1 protein-coding gene is annotated in these 2,839 nt (G+C 55.1%); it reads right to left on the bottom strand.

The genetic code is table 11. From position 1 onward, the window contains the following. The coding region (locus tag EKD02_RS09725; protein ID WP_148102976.1) for a beta strand repeat-containing protein at positions 1-2,839 on the bottom strand (2,839 nt) is incomplete at both ends.

The following is a 2,839-nucleotide window of genomic DNA, read 5'->3' on the forward strand; positions in this document are numbered from 1 at the left end:
CGATCGTCCCGATGGTCGTCCATGTTGAACCATTGCCAACCTGCACATCAGTTCCGGAGCGCTGGATTGCACCCGACACATTCATCACGCTTGTCGCTATCGACACCACATCTTCACTATCCAGACCGCTTACCGTCAGCGTGCCGCCATCCAGATTCACGGAATCCACATCACCAAAAACCACAGAACTGTCTATAAATGCAGCAGAGGCATTTTCCAGAACAGTCTTACCATCAAGACCCGTCAATGTCGGCGCGTCGTTCGTGCCGGTTATCTTGATGGTCACATCCTCGGTGTCTGTGCCGCCTTTCTGGTCATTTACCATGATCGTAAACACGGCTGTCACATTCTCGCCTGCGGCAAGGAAGTCCAGCGCGGCTTCATCGATGCTGTACGACCAGGTGACTTCACCGTTGTTGGTGTTGGTGGCAACATTGGTGATGCTGAACGCGGCTTCGATGTCGGCCTGCTGCCCTACTGTCAGCGTCAGTGCGGTTGATCCGTCTGCTTTCAGGGCAGTGACCGAGCTGGTCGCTTCGGTGGCTGCAGGACGGTCCGTCAGGTCGAGGTCGCTGAAGGTTATGCTGCCGCTGTCGCTGAGGGTGCTGCCTTCCGTGATGGCGCCTGCTACATCGACCACCGTGATCACCGGCGTATCATTCACCGCCGCAACGGCAACCGACTCAACAGCTGCCACTGAGCTCTCCGTGTCGTCGATGACCCTGAACTCAATAGTCCGGGTCGTCGTATCCGGACTGTCGCCCGTATTGCTGAACATCACCGATTCCAGTGCTGTCTCAAAGTCAGCAGTCGTCGGGCTCTGCCCTGTTTTAGGGCTGAGCGTCAGCACGCCGCTGCTGTAGCTACCTTGGATTTTCGCTGTATCGGTAAAGAGCAGGATGTCGCCGCTCTGCACATTCGTGATGGTCACGGCGGCGCCCGATACCACACTGTCCACATCCGACACCAAGAGCTCACTGTTAACCACCACCGCATGCGCACCCGTATCAGCACCGTCGATTTCCGTAAACGACGGACTCTGATTGCCCGCCGTCACCGTCGGCGCATCGTTCACCGCCGCAACTGTCACACTAACCTGCACCGCAGTGCTGCTCGCCTCAGTGCCATCCCAGGCCCTGACTGCAAACGCCCCAAGAGTCCCGCTGGCATTGCTGTCAGGCATCCACACGAGGCTCTCGCCGGCCGACAGCAAGGTCGTCCCCGGCGTAACAGCTGTTCCCTCCTTGGTAAGCGTGCCACTTGTGACCGATTCAATGCGAAACGACAAGGTGTCGCCGTCAACATCGGCATCATTTGCCGTATCTGCCAGATCGCTGTAGGAAATTGTGTACGCAGTATCCTCAGTACCACCCGTCAGGGTACCGACAGTGCTCAAAGCGGGAGCATCGTTCACTCCGGTAATAGTGATATTGACGACCTTGTCAACAATGCCACCATGATCGTCATCAAGCGTAATGGTATAGGATTCTATTTTGGTTTCATTGTCGTCAAGATACCGTACTGCATCCTCGTTTACCGTGTAACTCCAGTTAATTTCACCGCCAGTGCCGGCAGTGCTGAACTTCGTCACTGAAGCGCTCAGCGTCCCCAAAGCATCCGTGGCTGGAGTGACACTGACCTTGTGGTCGCCATCATCAACAATACCATCAGCATCACCAAAACCGATTGTTCCTGTGTCATATGTAGAAGGCTTCGAAAACAATGGATTGGTTGAACCTATATGTCCATAAGCACTCGTTGATGATTTTACAGTGAACTCCAACGAGGCCTCACCTCCCTTTTCAAAGAAGTAAAGCTCAAGCGTATGGGTTCCGGCATTGAGATGGACTGTTCCTTCATTGACACTTTCAGCATGATAATCGGAATCGTTGATAACCAGAGAACTGGTATTCCCGTCGACAATCAGGAAAACACCATCGTCACTGTAAGTCCTGAAGGTATAGTCATCCCCAGTGTTGACGTAAAAAGCCCCTGATATCCGGGCAAAGAACGTATCATTTATTCCGCCTGTCCCACTGTAATTCGTCGCCACGGCTGCAGGCCACCTGTAGCTTCCCGGAATTGAGCCGGCAAACCCCGCCGTGTCATCGGTATAATCAATCACGTCCGCGGTAACCGTATAATTAGCCGTATGCTGGCTTGCATATGTAACCAGATTGGCCAGAACATTGGATTGGGACCCGGTATACTGCTCCACCGTCAACGCCATGGTCGACTGGTCCGGCGAACTTGAAACAGCACCGCTCTGGGTAAACACCGGAGCATCATTCACCACCGTCACCATCACCGACTGTGTTGCGCTGGCGGCACCGCTGTTCTTGTCAGTTACCGTGAAAGTTACAGTGCGGGTAAGGGTTCCTGGCGCATCGCTGGAGTTGTTGAACTGCACCGCCTGCGCTGTCGCCTGCACGAGGGCATTGGTTGCGCTGCCGTTGAAGGTAAGGGTCCACGCAGTGCTATTACTGACAGAGGAAGCAGAAGCAGTGCCGATAAGGGTAGTTCCGAACATCACATTGGTGCCATCCATCCAGATGCCGTTCGAACCGGGATTGCTGGTCGGGAGGCTGAGGCTGTCACTGGATTCGCTGCTGGCCGTAATCTGAACCGTGAGGGCTCCTCCGTTCCAATCAGCATCACCGTCAGCATCAGCGATGCTGATTGTGGACGCCACCGCTATGGGCGTCTGCTCGGTGAACGCCGTCGTCCCGCCGGCCGTGACTGCCGGGGCATCGTTTACCGCGGTCACATTCACAACAGCTGACTGTGCTCCTGTCGTGCCGCCATCGCCATCCGTTACCGTAATACTCAAGGTGCGGCT

The organism is Chlorobium phaeovibrioides (assembly GCF_003968655.1).
In the GTDB taxonomy this organism is placed as follows: domain Bacteria; phylum Bacteroidota; class Chlorobiia; order Chlorobiales; family Chlorobiaceae; genus Chlorobium; species Chlorobium phaeovibrioides.